The following is a 15,758-nucleotide window of genomic DNA, read 5'->3' on the forward strand; positions in this document are numbered from 1 at the left end:
TCTTAGGTACAAACTGTTACCTATGTCTCCGGGTCGGACAGTCAGCGCTTGGCTGGGGCGCCAGGATTCGAACCTGGGAATGTCGGTACCAAAAACCGATGCCTTACCACTTGGCGACGCCCCAGCAGCACGGAACGTGCCCGCTGCGCGCGGCTTATAGGACGAGCCGGCGGAAAGCTCAATGCCGGGATGGCGACTGCGCGGAACTGATCCACCGGTTCCAGCAGACAGGCGTTCGCGTGTCATCCCTGCCCTCGGGCGGTGGCGACTATTGGCCCCAAACCGCCATTTCATTGCCGGCCGGGTCGACGAAATGGAACCGCCTGCCGCCGGGGAATGAAAAGATCGGCTTGACGATCGTGCCGCCGGCATTTTCGACGGCGTCCAGGGTTTCTTCCAGATCCTCGGAATAAAGCACCGGCAGCGGCTTCGCCGGCGCTTCTGCGGCATCGGCCTGAAAGCCGCCGTCGAGCCCTTCGCCAAAGGCCGAATAGGTCGGCCCATAATCGGTGAACGACCATGAAAAGGCGGCGGCGGTAGAAAGCCTTCACCCTGTCCAGCGTTCCACCGGTGGCCGGCATTTCGAGATAATCCAGTTTTCCGGTCAGTTTCATCATGCACCTATTGTTCTCTTTATGTTCTATTCCCAAGGCGCCTGATCGGCAAGTCTTTTTGCCGCCGTTTTTTCTTAATCGATTGTAGAGGGCGGCTGGCTTTGCCGATGCCTTGCCTTTCGCAGTGCAGCATCATATCGCTCGAACGGGACACGGCGAAACTTCGGCTTCGTCAATCTTTTCAATCTCCTGCGAGTGGAGAGCAAGCATGACCAAATGGGTCTACACCTTTGGCGATGGCGCCGCGGAAGGCCGTGCCGGCGACAGGAACCTCTTGGGCGGCAAGGGCGCCAATCTGGCCGAAATGTGCAGCCTGGGCCTGCCGGTGCCGCCGGGCTTCACCATCACCACCGAGGTCTGCAACGCCTACTATGCCAATGCGCGCTGCTATCCGGCGTCCCTGGAAGCGGACGTCGCGGTCGCCCTCGACCATATCGGCCGGCTGACCGGGCGCCGCTTCGGCGATCCCTCGAAATTGCTGCTGGTGTCGGTGCGTTCCGGCGCCCGCGCCTCGATGCCCGGCATGATGGACACCGTGCTCAACCTCGGCCTGAACGACGAGACCGTCGAGGCGCTGGCCGCCGATTCGGGCGATGCCCGCTTTGCCTATGACAGCTATCGCCGTTTCATCCAGATGTATTCCGATGTGGTCATGGGTCTCGACCACGAGGTGTTCGAGGAAATCCTCGAAGACCAGAAGGGCGGGCTTGGCCATGAACTCGACACCGAACTGACGGCCATCGAATGGCAAAGCGTGATCGCGCTCTACAAGGCCAAGGTCGAGGAGGAACTCGGCAAGCCGTTTCCGCAGGATCCGCACGAACAACTCTGGGGCGCGATATCAGCCGTGTTTTCGAGCTGGATGAACAACCGCGCCATCACCTATCGGCGCCTGCACGATATTCCCGAAAGCTGGGGCACGGCGGTGAACGTCCAGGCCATGGTCTTCGGCAATATGGGCGACACTTCGGCCACCGGCGTCGCCTTTACCCGCAACCCGTCGACCGGCGAAAAGATGCTCTATGGCGAGTTCCTGGTGAATGCGCAGGGCGAGGATGTCGTCGCCGGCATCCGCACGCCGCAGAACATCACCGAGGCGGCCCGCATTGCCGCCGGCTCCGACAAGCCGTCGCTGCAGAAGCTGATGCCGGACGCCTTCCAGTCCTTCGTCACCATTTCCGACAATTTGGAAAAGCACTATCGCGACATGCAGGATCTCGAATTCACCATCGAGCGCGGCAAATTGTGGATGCTGCAGACGAGGTCCGGCAAGCGCACCGCCAAGGCCGCGCTCAAGATCGCCGTCGAGATGGCGCGCGACAAGCTCATTTCGAAGGAAGAGGCCGTCGCCCGCATCGATCCGGCCTCGCTCGACCAGTTGCTGCATCCGACCATCGATCCGAAGGCCGCGCGCGACGTGATCGGCGTCGGCTTGCCGGCCTCTCCGGGTGCTGCCACCGGCGAGATCGTGTTTTCCTCCAACGATGCCGAGGAAGCCAAGGCGCAAGGCCGCAAGGCGATCCTGGTGCGCATCGAGACCAGTCCCGAAGACATTCACGGCATGCATGCGGCGGAAGGTATCCTGACCACGCGCGGCGGCATGACCAGCCACGCCGCGGTGGTGGCGCGCGGCATGGGCAAGCCTTGCGTGTCTGGCGCCGGCTCGCTGCGCGTCGACTACCGGGCCGGCACGCTGATGGCGATGGGATCGACCTTCCGCAAGGGCGACACCATCACCATCGACGGCGCCAATGGCCAGGTGCTCAAAGGCGCGGTGCCGATGCTGCAGCCGGAACTTTCCGGCGATTTCGCCGCCATCATGGAATGGGCCGATGCCGCGCGCCGCATGAAGGTGCGCACCAATGCCGAAACGCCGCTCGACGCGCGCATGGCGCGTTCCTTCGGCGCCGAGGGCATCGGGCTTTGCCGCACCGAGCACATGTTCTTCGACGGCGACCGTATCGTCGCCATGCGCGAGATGATCCTGGCCGATACGGAAAAGGACCGGCGCACGGCCCTTGCCAAGCTTTTGCCCATGCAGCGTTCGGATTTCCTCGAACTGTTCGAGATCATGGCCGGCCTGCCGGTGACGATCCGCCTGCTCGATCCGCCCCTGCACGAATTCCTGCCCAAGACCGAGGAAGAGGTGGCCGAGGTCGCCGCCGCCATGAAGGTGTCGCCGGACAAGCTCCGGCAGCGCACCGAGGCGCTGCACGAATTCAACCCGATGCTTGGCCATCGCGGCTGCCGTCTTGCCGTTTCCTATCCCGAAATCGCCGAGATGCAGGCGCGCGCCATTTTCGAGGCAGCCGTCGAAGCCGGCAGGAAGGCCGGCGCGCTGGTGGTTCCGGAAATCATGGTGCCGTTGGTCGGCCTGGTGAAGGAACTCGATTACGTCAAAGCGCGGATCGATGCCGTCGCCAGGAGCGTGATGGAGGAAACCGGCGTCAAGATCACCTATCTCACCGGCACGATGATCGAGCTGCCGCGCGCGGCGATCCGCGCCCATGTCATCGCCGAGGCGGCCGAATTCTTCTCTTTCGGCACCAACGATCTGACCCAGACCACCTTCGGCATCTCACGCGACGATGCGGCCTCGTTCCTGGAGACCTATCGTCAGAAGGGCATCATCGAGCAGGATCCGTTCGTGTCGCTCGACATCGAGGGCGTCGGCGAACTGGTGCGGATGGCGGCCGAAAAGGGCAGGGCGACACGGCCGGACATCAAGCTCGGCATTTGCGGCGAACATGGCGGTGATCCCTCGTCGATCCATTTCTGCGAAAAGGTCGGCCTCGACTACGTGTCCTGCTCGCCTTACCGCGTGCCGATCGCCAGGCTGGCTGCCGCTCAGGCGGCGGTGCAAGTCGCCAAACTTGGCCGCGGGTAACGGTTCTCGGACCAATCGATGATGTCGATTGGTCCTAACCGTCCCGATCCGGGATTACGATTTTGTAATTGAGTTCACGCGAATTTGCGCGTGTCAGCTCCGAATCCCGACAACGTTTCTGCCCAATTTGCCCGCTTCCGAACCCGCTCCCGGCCGCAGAAAAGATATCACAGATTTTGCCCGTCCGCTCTATCCTGATCATTCAGACGAAGTTCATCGGTGATATCGTCCTTGCCTCCAAGCACAGGCGGTGCTCGACAGGCACCATCTTCGGCGCAACGCTTTCATCGCCGTGCATGCGGGTGCGAGTTTCGAGGGACGGCGATGGCAGCCGGAACGCTTTGCCATGGCAATCGACGAGATTTCGCGGGAGACCGGGTTGGACTTCGTGCTTGTCGGCGGTCCGGATGAACGGATGCCTGCCGAACGCATTGTCGACAAGACCGTTTCGCCTGTGGTGAATCTCGTCGGCACGATGCCGCTTGAAACATTGCTCGCCATCCTGAAACAGGCACGGCTTTTCCTTGGCAATGAGAGCGGCCCGATGCATATGGCGGCCGCCGTGGGAACCCCTGTCGTCGGGCTTTACGGCCTGACTGATCCGGCGACGTGGGGCCCTGTCGACGTGCCCGGCATTGCCCTCCAGCCTCCCATGCCATGCGCATGCGTGGCCAGGGAACTGTGCCGTTGGCCGGATCCGAGCAAGGCTTGCTGCGTCTGGCGCCTGGAGGTCAGGCCGGTCGTCGGCGCCGTGCGGGAAGTGCTTTCACGCACGGTTAAGGACGTGGAGCACGCACACTGATGCCGCACTTGCCAAAGATCGAAGCCGCGGTCAAAACTGCCGCGCCTTGATGGCCGGCTTGGAAAATCCAACTATGCACCTGTTCCAAAAGCATTTTTGCGTGATCGCAATGTCGATGTGGGCGGTATCCGCGGCCTATGCCGGGCCACTCGTCGAGCCGACGCTGCATATCAAGCCGGAAGGCGGCAGCGGTCGTGTCGCGCTTACGCTCGACGCCTGTGGCGGGCGGACAGACACCAGGATCCTTTCGGCGCTGGTGGAAAACGTGATCCCCGCCACCATCTTCGTCACCGGCATCTGGCTGAAACGCAACGCCGCCGCAGTCGAGATCATGCGGGCGCATCCTGATCTGTTCGAGTTGGAAAACCATGGTGGCCGCCACGTCCCGGCAGTCGACACGCCGCGGAAGATCTACGGCATCCGCGCCGCCGGCAGCCCGGCGGCGGTCCTGGCCGAGGTCGAGTCGGGCGCCGCCGCCCTTGCCGGGACCGGCGAGCCGGCGCCGAAATGGTTTCGCGGCGCAACCGCCGAATACAGCCCCTCGGCCATCGCCATGATACGCAAGCTTGGCTACAAGATCGCCGGCTTCTCGATAAACGGCGACGGCGGTTCGTTGCTGGGGGCAAAAGAGACCACACGCCGCGTTGCCGCGGCAAAGGATGGCGATGTCATCATCGCCCATATCAACCAGCCGACCCATGCCGCCGGCGAGGGCGTAGTGCAAGGTCTGCTGGCGCTGAAGGCCAAGGGCTTCACCTTCGTGCGGCTCAACGATGTCGACAATTTCGGCAACGATGGCACCACCGACTGACGGCAAAGTTCCGCCCTGCTCAGTCCGGCGTGGCTTCGATCGTCACCTTGTTGGAATAGAACGCGCCGTGATCACGGATTTCGGCCATCTCGTCGAAAGGCCGTTCATACGCCCACATCGCGTCCTTGCCCGCCTCGGCGGCAGGCAGCACGCTCCAATAACTCGCATCGCCCTTGTAAGGGCAATGCGTCGACAGTTCGGTTTTGGCAAGCTGGCTGAAATCGATGTCTTCGAACGGAATGTAGAGAACTGAAGGGTAGGGCGCCTCCGACAGGAGCTTTGCATCCGTTGACAAGGCGATAACCGTTTCGCCGCTGCGCACCGTGACCGTGCCGTGATAGGGTTCGACGGTGATGACCTTGCCGGGATTGCGTTGAAAGCCTGGTGCGGGGTTTGCGATCTGGTCCATTGGCGGGTTCTCCTTGACCGGCATGTGGTGCCGTCCGGAATAGGTGTGGCGAACGAGCGCGTGTCGCAAGGTCACCGTCGAAGAAGTGACATGCAGCCAGTGCCGCTCAGGTTCTGGCGTGGTCACCCGTCAAACTGATCTTGCCCTGGAACGATCAGGCAGCAGCCTGAAATGCATCCATCAGCCCGGCATAGGCGGCGGCGATGCCGGCCACCGGATTGGTGCTTCTCGACACGGTCTCGACCTTGAGCGCGCCACCGCCGGTCGGCAAGGTGAGAAGCAGGAACTGGCGGTTGCCGCCATCACCCACGCATGCCGCGGCAACATGTTCGCCTTCGCCTTCGTTCTGGACGCACATCTTGAACAGCAGAGTGCCGCCGACTGCCTCAAGGGCGCCGCCGACGACTTCGACGAATTCGTCCTCGGAAACGGTTTTGGTGTCCGGCACTATATCGGCCAAGCTTTCGGCAAGCGTAGTTTCGAGTGTCTCGTCGTCGACCTGCGCGTCCATGCGAACCTCTTTCATTCGCCAATCGCGCCCCACCGTTAATGAAGATTAACGCCGACGATGGCCGGATTGTGGCGGTTTTTCGTGTCTTTTCGAGCAATGCACCGCTTCCGCACCAGCATGGCTGGACAATCAGCCGGTTCGTCTCACAATGGAACAAAAAGCCAATGGGAGGAACGAAATGCTCGGACTGATGCAGGAATGGCCGCTGCTCTGCCACAAGCTCGTTGACAACGCGGCCACGCAGCATGGCAACCGCGAGATCGTGTCGCGCTCGATCGAGGGCCCGATCGTCCGGACCACTTACGCCGACCTTCGTCGCCGCGCTCTGCGGGTCGCCGAGCGGCTCGAGCGCGACGGTTTCGGGCTTGGCGACCGCATCGCCACATTGGCCTGGAACACGGCGCGTCACATCGAAGCCTGGTACGGCATCATGGGAGTCGGCGCCATCTATCATACGCTCAATCCGCGCCTCTTTCCCGAGCAGATCGTCTGGATCATGAACAATGCCGAAGACAAGGCGATCTTCGTCGATCTGACATTCGTGCCGCTGCTCGAAAAGATCGCCGGCGCGGTCAAATCGCTGAGAAAGGTGATCGTGCTGACCGACAAGGCACATATGCCGCAAACGGCGCTGCCGGATGTCGTTGCCTATGAGGAATGGCTCGGCGAAGCCGATGGTGCCTTCGCCTGGAAGATTTTCGATGAAAACACCGCCGCCGGCATGTGCTACACCTCGGGCACGACGGGCGAGCCGAAAGGCGTGCTCTACAGCCATCGCTCGAACGTGCTGCACGCCATGATCGCCGCCATGCCCGACGCGATGGGCATATCCGCGCGGGACGTGATTCTACCGGTGGTGCCGATGTTCCACGCCAACGCCTGGGGCCTCGGCCAGAGCGCGCCGATGATCGGCGCCAAGCTGGTCATGCCTGGCTGCAAGATGGACGGCGCCTCGATCTATGAATTGCTCGACACCGAGAAAGTGACCTTCAGCGCCGCGGTTCCGACCGTGTGGATGATGCTGCTCCAGCATCTGGAGGAGACCGGCAAGACACTTCCGCATCTGAAGCGGGTTGTCATCGGCGGCTCATCCTGCCCGCGCGCCCTCATGGCAAAATTCCAGGACAGCTACGATGTCGAGGTCATTCATGCCTGGGGTATGACCGAAATGTCGCCGCTCGGCACGCTGTGCACCATGAAGCCGGACTATGCCGGCCTTCGGGGCGATGCCCGGCTCGATGTCCAGGGCAAACAGGGCTATCCGCCCTTCGGCGTCGAGATGAAGGTGACGGATGACGACAACAACGCGCTGCCCTGGGACGGCAAGACCTTCGGGCGGCTGAAGGTGCGCGGGCCGGCTGTTGCCGGCGCATATTACGGCGGCGTAGGTTCGGAACAGTTCGACAGTGAAGGCTGGTTCGATACCGGCGACGTTGCCCATATTGACGCCAACGGCTACATGCAGATCACCGATCGCGCCAAGGACGTCATCAAGTCGGGCGGCGAATGGATTTCGACCATCGACCTCGAGAATCTGGCGGTAGGTCATCCCGATGTCGCGGAGGCAGCCGCCATCGGCGTTCCCCATTCGAAATGGGGCGAACGGCCCTTGCTTGTCGTCGTCCGCAAGCCGGGCCGGGAGCCGTCCAAGACGGATATCCTCGCTTTCATGAACGGCAAAGTGGCGAAATGGTGGATGCCGGACGACGTCGCCTTTGTCAGCGAAATCCCCCACACAGCCGCCGGCAAGATCCAGAAGACTAGCCTGCGCCAGCAGTTCAGGGACTATCGCCTGCCGACGGATTGACGGGAGATGCTGGTTCTTCGCCTTCGAGCCGCCACCAAGAGGCTCTAAATGTCCGTTCGGGTTGGGGCAGAGCAGAAAACGATGGAAATTGCCGAGCGACAGACGTCGAGGGCTGCCGGCTGGTCGCGGCGGACAGGCGGTTTTTCGGCGGTCCTGCTGCTGAGCGTTCTCATCGGCCATCGATATGACCTCGTTGAAACGCCGGCTTTCCTTTGGGTACTCGCCATTGTCGCGCTGCTTGCGGCCTTGGCGCTCCTGTTTGCCGGGTTTGCCTTTTCAAGACTGTGGAATTTCGGCGATCGCGGCGGCCGCGAGCTTGCCGTCGGCGCCTTGCTGGCGCTTCTGGTGCTCGCTCCCTACGGCGTCGTTGCCTACCGGGCGACGACCTATCCGCCGCTAAGCGACATCTCGACCGATCTTGACGATCCGCCGGCGCTCGCCGCCACCCGGACGGGCGACATGAATATGCTTTCGCCGCCGACCCCGGGCGAGCAGCGCCTGCAAACCGAGACCTATCCGCTGGTCACCGGGCGCAGCTACAATCTGCCTTTCAATAACGTCCTCCAAGCAGTCGAAACGGTGATTGGCCGGCGGGATTGGCAGCTGGCAGTGCCGTTTCCCGACGCGAGCGGGCAAAGCGAGGTGACCATCGACGCTCTGGCCAAAAGCTTTGTCCTCAGCCTTCCCGCCGATGTCGCCATCCGTGTCACGGATGACCGCGATGCGGTTATTGTCGACATGCGCTCGGCCTCGCGCTACGGCCGCTACGACCTTGGCGACAATGCCGCCCGCATCGTGGATTTCCTAGCCGAGCTCGATCAGGAAGTCGCCGGCCAGGTTGGTACCGCCCCGGCCGAGTGATGTGCAGAGCATTTTACAAACCAAGCGGAATCGCTCGACGCCGCAGAAATGCGGTTGTGGGGTTGCGGCGATCGGTTGCGCCCGCGAAAGCAGTTGCGCGATATTGGGTCGCCATCCCGGTGGCGATATTGGGTCGCCATCCCGGTGGCGATATTGGGTCGCCATCCCTGGTCGGTCGATTGAGTCTTCGGCAGACTATTCGCCCGGCTCGAACTCACCTTTGAACAAGATTGTCTCCACCGGCCCAAGCGGATTAGCGATCCGCCTCTCGAGTACTTCGACGAGTGTACGCCCGACCCCTGCCATGTCGACAGAATGAACGCCAATTTTGGCGGGTAGGAAGCGTGCCAGCCGCGTGCTGTCACGAGTGACAATGTGGACGTCCTTCCCTGGCGCAAGACCTCTTTTGCCAAGAACGTGTAACGCCCCTAGAAGGCCCAGCTCGTTGGCGCACGCCAAGCCCGTCGGCGGATCTGGCGACCCCAGTAAACGATCGAACCAGGCGGCGCTCGATTCCATGGTGAACATGCCATGGCCGATCAGGGACTGGTCGATCGGAATACCGGCCTCGGCCAGCGCCCTTTGATACCCGGAAAGACGCATGGCACTCGCCTGATCCTCCGGTACGAGAAGTTGCAGGGCAATGCGTCGACAGCCGCTGTCCGCAAGTCGTCGGGTCGCCTCATAGGCAATCTGTTCGTTGTCTACATCGACATACGGATAAGGGGTATCCAAGTTGGTTCTTCCAAATGTGACGAATGGCATGCCTGCATCCAGCAGCAGCTTGACTCGCGGATCGCCCGACACCATGCGCGTGATGATCAGTCCGTCTGTGCTGCGCGCTTGAAGCTGCCGCTGCACACTCTCGACAGGATCGTCATCGGGAGTGGTGGAATATATGGAGAGACTATAACCCGCTTGCCGCGCCGCCAGCGTCATGCCCTCGATCAAGGGAAGCTTCAGCAGATCGGACAGGTGGTCTTGTGTCTCCATCGGGTATACTGCCGTTATTGTCAGCGTTCGGCCGGTTTTGAGCGCGTAGCCATGATGATTTGGCAGATATCCGACCCGTTTCGCCGCGTCTTTTACGCGTGCAATGGTCGAGGGATGGACTTCTGGTCCGTCCTTCAGAGCGCGGGAGACCGTCGTCACCGAAAGGGAAAGTTCCGCCGCGAGCTGCTTTAGATTGGCCATTGTCGCCCGACTTCATCTTGCTAAAGCGCCGGCTAATTTTTGCTGAGCGTCGTAACCGTTACCGGATTCGACATCACGGTCAATCCAATCTCCCGCTGGAAGCAGCTTGACTCCAAAGGCATTCGAATGCAATCGTAACGTTACGATTCAAAAAAATGGCTCATATGAGCGATATTTTGATGCATCTTGGGAGGAGAACCTGATGTCCTGGATACGCATTTCTTTAGCAGCATTTGCAATCTCGGCTGCCTTGCCCGTTCACGCTCAAACAGTCACCATCACGACAGCGGGCGGCGATTATGGCAACGCCATGAAGGAAGCCATGTGGAGCCCGGCTGCAAAAGAGCTCGGCTATGATGTCCGCGAGGAGACCCTGAGCGACGGCTTGGCTGCCCTGAAGATGCAGGTCACTTCGGGTGCGGTGACGACCGACGTCATTCACCTGGGGTCACCAGAAGGCGCCCAGGCGGCCGCACAATCGCTGCTGGAGCCGCTCGACTACAAGGTCATCGATCCCAAATCCGTGCCGGACGGCGCAAAGTCCGACTACTGCTATCCGTTCGACTCCTATGGCACCGTTATGTCGTGGAACACCAAGACCTATGGCGAGAACCCGCCGAAGACCTGGGTGGAATTCTGGGACGTTACCAAATTCCCGGGCCGCCGCGCCCTGCGCGCCAATGCTCAAGACTCGATCGAGATCGCATTGCTCTCCGACGGTGTGGCGCCGGCGGATATCTATTCCGTGCTCAGCACGCCGGAAGGTCTGGAGCGCGCCATCAAGCGGCTCGAAGCAATCAAGCCGAATGTCTCCGTGTGGTGGACCTCAGGCGCTCAGTCGGCGCAGTTGCTGAAAGACGGTGAGGCGGATTTGGTCATCACCTGGAACGGACGGGCAGAGACTGTGAAAAAAGACGGCGGCGCCGCCGACTACACGTTCAAGGGTTCCGTCATTGGCACCGACTGTCTTGGAGTGCCGAAGGGGGCGCCGAACAAGGAGGCGGCCATGAAGCTGATAGCAGCGATGACACAGCCTGCGCGCGTGGCCAAGCTGACCGATTTTATTGCCTACGGCCCGGTCAATCCTGCCGGCTATGAGGGTGGCCTTATTCCGGAAGATCGCCTTAAGACCCTGGCGACCGCGCCTGAAAATGCCGGCACTTCGGTGTTCTCGAACGCGGATTGGTGGGTCAAGAACGGCGAGGCTGCCCAAAAGGCCTTCGATGAAATGATGAGCCGCTAAGCTTCGAATACATCGGCTCTAGGCTGGAGCACATGATGAAGTCGCTCGCGATCACCATCGACAGCGTTCGCAAAACCTATGGGACCTACATCGCGCTGGACGATGTTTCGCTCGACATCAAGGCTGGCGAATTCCTCACGCTGCTAGGCCCATCGGGATCGGGCAAGACGACCTTGCTCATGGCCTTGGCCGGATTTGTCCGGCCAGATTCCGGCAAACTCCTGTTGGGGGATCAGGACATTACCCGCCTGGCCCCTAACAAGCGAGACATTGGCATCGTGTTCCAGAACTATGCCCTGTTTCCCCACATGAACGTCCTCGCGAATGTCGAGTACCCGTTGGTGCTGCGCAAGGCCCCGAGAGCGGAGGTCCGAAAGCGGGCGTTTGAGGCCTTGGCCCGCGTCAAGCTGGAAGATCTGTCTGAGCGCAACATTGCCGCGCTATCCGGCGGACAGCGCCAGCGGGTAGCACTAGCGCGGGCGATCGTCTTCGAACCACGCGTGATGCTGATGGACGAGCCTCTGTCGGCGCTCGACAAGAACCTGCGCGAAACCATGCAGTATGAAATCCGGCGTCTGCACGATGATTTGGGGATCACAACCATCTATGTGACGCATGACCAGCGCGAAGCGCTGATCATGTCTGACAGGATCGTCGTGATGAATTCCGGCCGCATCCAACAGATCGATACGCCACAGCGTATTTACAACCATCCATCGACCCGCTTCGTCGCGGAATTCATGGGCGAGGCCAACATTATAGCTCCAGGTTTGGTGCGCAGAATCGACGGCGTTGATGCATCGCCCGAAGCCCTGATGATCCGCGCGGAAAGCTTCCATCTTGATGCAAAGCTCGCCGGGCGAGATGGCGTCGCGCTCGAAGGAACACTGCGCGCCAAGGCGTTTCGCGGCGAGAACTGGCTTCTGACGCTTGTGCTGGACGGCGGGCAAGAGGTTCTTGTCTGCATTCCGGCAGCCCTGGCCAGCGGCTGCGCCGAGCTTGCCACCGGCCAGTCGATGACTGCCTTTGCATCAGCCGCAAAAGTTCACGCGATACCGGGAGCAAGGACGTGACCGTCATGGCGGATCCCGCGCTCGCGGCAGACGCAAGACGAGAGCGGCGGTTCTTCCTCTCACTCTCGCTGCCAGCGCTGTTCATCGTTGGGCTGGCGGCGATACTGCCTATCCTGTGGATCATCCGGCAATCGTTCCTGACCACGGGGGGCGAATACAGTCTCGGCAACTACGACAAGGTGCTTTCGAGCGGTCTGACATGGTCGGCACTCGTTACAACGCTTGAGCTGTCCTTTGGCACGCTGGCGATCTGCACTCTTCTCGGCACCCCGCTGGCGCTCGCTCTGGCCAGCGCCAGACCGAGAGTGGCCAATTTGCTGATGGCCTTCGTCATGCTGCCGTTGTGGACCTCCATTCTGGTGCGCACCTATGGCTGGCTCGTGCTCTTGCGGCGCGATGGCCTGATCAACGCGGCCTTGACCGATTCAGGACTGACAGCTGAGCCATTGCCGCTGGTCTACAACTTCACGGGTACGCTCATCGGCATGGTTCACTACATGCTGCCGCTCTTTCTGCTGCCGGTTTATGCCGCGATGCGCGATATCGATGCCAACCTCATTCGTGCGGCGGCGAGCATGGGCGCCACTCTCGGGCAAACAATCCGCACGGTCATTCTGCCGCTTTCGGCCGGCGGCATCTTCTCGGGGTCGATCATCGTCTTCATCTATACGCTAGGCTTCTTCATCACGCCGGCGGTGCTAGGCGGCGGCAAGGTTAATCCTCTCTCCACCCGGATCGAGCGCACGCTATCGACCTTTCAGGATTGGGGGTCGGCGAGCGTCCTGGGCATTCTGCTCCTCGTTGTCATGGCGCTGATCGGTGTGATGTTCCTGGCGGCACGGCGACTGCTGACGCGCAACGGTGCGGCCCATGCTTGAGGCCTATCCGGACAACAGGCTGTCCCGTATCTGTCTGTGGGGCTTTTCCGCACTCGTGATGGCGTTCTTGATGCTGCCAACGCTTGTGGTCGTGCCGCTGTCCTTTTCGGCGTCCGACCTTCTCGAGTTCCCGCCACGCGCATATTCATTGCGCTGGTACGATCATTTTTTCGGTTCGGCGACATGGATGGCGGCGCTCAGGACGAGCCTGATTCTTGGAACATTGACAGCTATGCTCGCGGTGCCCCTGGGGCTGCTGGCCTGCATTTCGATAAATCGGCTCGGCGGAAAGGCCGCTGTTGCCATTCAGGGCATTCTGCTCACCCCGTCTATCGTGCCAGGAATCCTGCTTGCGATTGGTCTCTTCTTTGTGCTGGCGGCGCAACGTCTGGTCGGGACGCTGTTCGGTGTCCTGGTCGGGCATGTGGTATTGGCCATTCCTGTCGTGTGCATTGTGCTGTTGCCCGCTCTGGCCCGCTTTGACTGGAACCAGGTTCAGGCGGCGCGCAGCCTCGGCGCGAACTGGGCGAGAGCCATCGGCGGCATAATTGTCCCGCAGCTTCAGATCAGTCTGCTGTCGGCCATATTGATGGCCTTCCTGACGTCACTCGACGAGTCCGTCATTTCGATCTTCGTCTCGAGTGGTCAAAACAGCACGCTGCCGAAGCTCATGTTCATATCTCTGCGCGATCAGATCGATCCGACCATCGCGGCGATCTCAACGGTGTGGACCGCCATCGTCGTGGTCGTCGTCTTGATCGTGACTTCACGCCAAAAATCATGACTGAGATTGGAAACATGCTCGCAAATCACACAGCCAGTGCTCCGGCGGATCATTCAGCGGACATACCTCAGGTCGGACTGGCCATCATCACCGGGTCGGCAAACTGGGGGCTGGCCTTCCCGGAAGATATCGAATTCGATGGTGTGCGCACCTTGCGGCGTGACATTAGTTTTGAAACGCCTTTCGGCCGCAGCGACAACTGGAAGCTGATCGAGTTCGATGCCTCAATTACCGCGGAAGGCAGAACGAAACGTGCGTTGTGCATGTATTCGCATGGCAATCCGCGCGACCATATCGACCATTCCTGCCATCGCCGGGCGTTCTGGGTGTTGATGAACGCGGGTGTAAAGCAAGTCCTGGCCTGCTCGACCGTTGGCGCCATCAACAAAGCGATCCAACCCGGCGACATGGTGGTGACTGCCGATATCATCGAACTGACGCAGACGCCTTTTTCACTGCTTCCAGACCGCCAGAGCTTCGACTGCTCGGGCAAGCAGATCGTATGTCCAAGATGTGCCACGGTTCTGGTTGAGACGGCCCGCCGTCATTGGCCAGCCGAATGCCGGGTTCATGGCATCGAACAGCAGTTAGTGGCTGCCCATTGTTACGGGCCTCGACTGACAACCCCGGCCGAGGCTTTGGCGTATCGAAGCATGGGCGCGGATGTGCTCAACCATTCCATCGCCCCCGAGGCGACCCTGTCGCGCGAGATCGGCGCGTGTTTCGTGCCGTTTGCGTTCGTGACTGCGGGTTTCAACGACTATATGGACCGCAGTCGCCAGGAATTGCTGCAGGAGCATGTGTTGCCGAGCCTCTCCATGATAGCTTCGCGGGTTGCGCTGGAAACAGCTGCACGACTTCCGGCCAATCCACAATGCTCTTGCCAGGGTTTGAAATCGCCTCAGCCAGCAGAACGTTCCAGCCGTTTCTGAGCTATCAGGAGCGCAGTCCGAACTCGTGGCGGGAGATCTTAGCCAAGCGGCCTGAAGATGCCGTCGATAGCCGGGTCGCCGTCCGTGCTCACCAGGCCGCGCGCCACCAGATCCTCCAGGTGCGCAAGCACGGACAGGCCGGCAGCGCCATGGAGGCGCGGGTCGGTGTCGCGATAGATCGCCTTGACCATGTCCTTGATCGTGCGGTCGCCGCCCTTGATCCGCTCCAGGATCGCGCGTTCACGCATCTTGCGATGGGTCTTCAATCTGCGCATGAAATTGCGCGGAGCGGTCACCGGCCCGCCGTGGCCGGGCAGCAGCAGGCGGTCGCCGCGCGCGATCAGCCGGTCGAGCGACTTCATGTAGTCGGCCATGGCGCCATCCGGTGGTGCTACGATCGAGGTCGACCACGCCATGACGTGATCGGCCGAAAACAGGACGCCGGTTCCTTCCAGCGCAAAGGCCGCGTGATTGGCGGTATGGCCAGGCGTCGCCACGGTTCTGATTGCCCAGCCGTCGCCGTCGATCACCGCATCGTCGGGCAGCGCGATGTCGGGAGCGAAGGCGATGTCGGCGCCCGCATCGAGAGGATTGACCTCACCTGTGCGCAAGGGCCTCGCCGGGCGATGCGGGCCTTCGGCGAGCACGATCGCGCCGGTGTGCTGCTTGAGCCGGGCTGCCAGCGGAGAATGGTCGCGATGCGTGTGGCTGACGAAAATGTGGCTGACTGGCCTGTTTGCGATCACTTCGAGCAGTGTCTTGAGATGCGCGTTATCGTCCGGTCCCGGATCGATGACCGCCAGCGTCTTGCGCCCGATGATATAACTGTTGGTGCCGTGGAAGGTGAACGGGCTGGGGTTGGAGGCGGTAATGCGAAGCACGTCAGGCGCAACGGCCACGCCCTGGCCGTAGGACGGGTCGAAGCGTGTGTCGAATTCCAGCGCCATGGCGA

14 protein-coding genes, 1 tRNA gene and 1 pseudogene are annotated in these 15,758 nt (G+C 61.2%); 10 read left to right on the forward strand and 6 right to left on the reverse strand.

Annotation, left to right across the window (positions count from 1 at the left end):
• Positions 1-49: 49 nt before the first annotated feature.
• Positions 50-124 (reverse strand) — tRNA-Gln (locus MESS2_RS05305).
• 144 nt (positions 125-268) lie between these two features.
• A pseudogene (locus MESS2_RS05310) lies at positions 269-614 on the reverse strand (VOC family protein).
• 208 nt (positions 615-822) lie between these two features.
• On the opposite strand from MESS2_RS05310, the gene ppdK reads away from it, so the two are divergent.
• The 3 genes from ppdK (at position 823) to MESS2_RS05325 (ending at position 5,114) form a co-directional block, all read left to right on the forward strand.
• Positions 823-3,501, forward strand: a complete 2,679-nt coding sequence (gene ppdK / locus MESS2_RS05315) for a pyruvate, phosphate dikinase (RefSeq protein ID WP_008873071.1) — start codon at positions 823-825, stop codon at positions 3,499-3,501.
• Between the two features lie 250 nt (positions 3,502-3,751).
• Positions 3,752-4,303 (forward strand): glycosyltransferase family 9 protein, encoded by a 552-nt coding sequence (locus tag MESS2_RS05320; protein ID WP_008873072.1) that lies wholly within the window; start codon positions 3,752-3,754, stop codon positions 4,301-4,303.
• Between the two features lie 73 nt (positions 4,304-4,376).
• Positions 4,377-5,114: a polysaccharide deacetylase family protein gene (locus MESS2_RS05325; RefSeq protein WP_008873073.1), complete on the forward strand. Its 738-nt coding sequence runs from the start codon at positions 4,377-4,379 to the stop codon at positions 5,112-5,114.
• 19 nt (positions 5,115-5,133) lie between these two features.
• Here the strand turns inward: MESS2_RS05325 and MESS2_RS05330 are convergent, their stop codons facing one another.
• Positions 5,134-5,523: a DUF427 domain-containing protein gene (locus MESS2_RS05330; protein ID WP_008873074.1), complete on the reverse strand. Its 390-nt coding sequence runs from the start codon at positions 5,521-5,523 to the stop codon at positions 5,134-5,136.
• Between the two features lie 154 nt (positions 5,524-5,677).
• A complete protein-coding gene (locus MESS2_RS05335) occupies positions 5,678-6,034 on the reverse strand; it encodes a hypothetical protein (protein ID WP_008873075.1) in 357 nt (118 codons plus the stop codon).
• A gap of 178 nt (positions 6,035-6,212) precedes the next feature.
• On the opposite strand from MESS2_RS05335, the gene MESS2_RS05340 reads away from it, so the two are divergent.
• Positions 6,213-7,841, forward strand: a complete 1,629-nt coding sequence (locus MESS2_RS05340) for a fatty-acid--CoA ligase (protein ID WP_008873076.1) — start codon at positions 6,213-6,215, stop codon at positions 7,839-7,841.
• Between the two features lie 81 nt (positions 7,842-7,922).
• Positions 7,923-8,702, forward strand: a complete 780-nt coding sequence (locus MESS2_RS05345; RefSeq protein WP_008873077.1) for a DUF1499 domain-containing protein — start codon at positions 7,923-7,925, stop codon at positions 8,700-8,702.
• A gap of 195 nt (positions 8,703-8,897) precedes the next feature.
• Here the strand turns inward: MESS2_RS05345 and MESS2_RS05350 are convergent, their stop codons facing one another.
• The gene (locus tag MESS2_RS05350; protein WP_008873079.1) at positions 8,898-9,896 is read right to left on the reverse strand and encodes a LacI family DNA-binding transcriptional regulator; all 999 of its coding nucleotides are present in this window, start codon (positions 9,894-9,896) and stop codon (positions 8,898-8,900) included.
• A gap of 202 nt (positions 9,897-10,098) precedes the next feature.
• On the opposite strand from MESS2_RS05350, the gene MESS2_RS05355 reads away from it, so the two are divergent.
• The 5 genes from MESS2_RS05355 to MESS2_RS05375 are packed head-to-tail and all read left to right on the forward strand — an operon-like array spanning position 10,099 to position 14,806.
• Complete coding sequence (locus MESS2_RS05355; protein ID WP_008873080.1) at positions 10,099-11,139, forward strand: ABC transporter substrate-binding protein; 1,041 nt, start codon at positions 10,099-10,101, stop codon at positions 11,137-11,139.
• A 35-nt stretch (positions 11,140-11,174) separates the two neighbouring features.
• On the forward strand, positions 11,175-12,212 hold the full coding sequence (locus MESS2_RS05360) for an ABC transporter ATP-binding protein (protein ID WP_008873081.1): 1,038 nt from the start codon (positions 11,175-11,177) through the stop codon (positions 12,210-12,212).
• Positions 12,209-13,090 (forward strand): ABC transporter permease, encoded by an 882-nt coding sequence (locus MESS2_RS05365; RefSeq protein ID WP_040592181.1) that lies wholly within the window; start codon positions 12,209-12,211, stop codon positions 13,088-13,090. Before MESS2_RS05360 ends, MESS2_RS05365 begins: the two co-directional genes overlap by 4 nt.
• Entirely contained in the window at positions 13,083-13,874 is a 792-nt protein-coding gene (locus tag MESS2_RS05370) for an ABC transporter permease (protein ID WP_008873083.1), read from the forward strand. The genes MESS2_RS05365 and MESS2_RS05370 overlap by 8 nt, the downstream gene beginning before the upstream one ends.
• The gene (locus tag MESS2_RS05375; protein ID WP_008873084.1) at positions 13,871-14,806 is read left to right on the forward strand and encodes a phosphorylase family protein; all 936 of its coding nucleotides are present in this window, start codon (positions 13,871-13,873) and stop codon (positions 14,804-14,806) included. The genes MESS2_RS05370 and MESS2_RS05375 overlap by 4 nt, the downstream gene beginning before the upstream one ends.
• Positions 14,807-14,844: 38 nt before the next feature.
• Here MESS2_RS05375 and MESS2_RS05380 read toward each other — a convergent pair whose 3' ends face one another.
• Positions 14,845-15,753, reverse strand: coding sequence for an MBL fold metallo-hydrolase (locus MESS2_RS05380; protein ID WP_008873085.1), 909 nt, complete (start codon positions 15,751-15,753; stop codon positions 14,845-14,847).
• Positions 15,754-15,758: the final 5 nt, after the last annotated feature.

The sequence above is a fragment of the Mesorhizobium metallidurans STM 2683 genome (assembly GCF_000350085.1).
Classification (GTDB): domain Bacteria; phylum Pseudomonadota; class Alphaproteobacteria; order Rhizobiales; family Rhizobiaceae; genus Mesorhizobium; species Mesorhizobium metallidurans.